We start from the raw sequence: 350 nt of genomic DNA, 5'->3' as shown, positions 1-350 counted from the left end.
GGAGGCGTAGTCGACGTCGACCTTGCGGGCGCGGATGTCGGTGGTCTCGCAGTGCGCGACCAGCTCGTCCAGGGCGTCGACGTCGCCCGAGACGATGGTCGAGGACGGGCCGTTGACCGCCGCGACCGAGATACGGCCGTCCCAGGCCGTGATCGTGTCACGCACCGACGCAGCAGGCTGCGCGACGGACACCATCCCGCCACGGCCCGCGAGGGCAATGATCGCCCGGGACCGCAGGGCCACGACCTTGGCCGCGTCCTCCAGCGACAGCACACCCGCCACCACGGCAGCCGCGATCTCACCCTGCGAATGCCCGATCACAGCGGATGGTTCGACACCGTAGGAACGCC

At 70.6% G+C, this 350-nt stretch carries 1 protein-coding gene; it reads right to left on the bottom strand.

The features are described from left to right. Positions 1-350, bottom strand: a 350-nt coding sequence (locus tag ACLF6P_RS30010; RefSeq protein ID WP_415954575.1) for an acyltransferase domain-containing protein, incomplete at both ends; no start/stop codon positions are given.

Origin of the sequence: Streptomyces lothianensis (assembly GCF_047779955.1) — a bacterium.
Lineage (GTDB): Bacteria > Actinomycetota > Actinomycetes > Streptomycetales > Streptomycetaceae > Streptomyces.
This window is presented reverse-complemented; position numbering and strand designations above follow the sequence as displayed.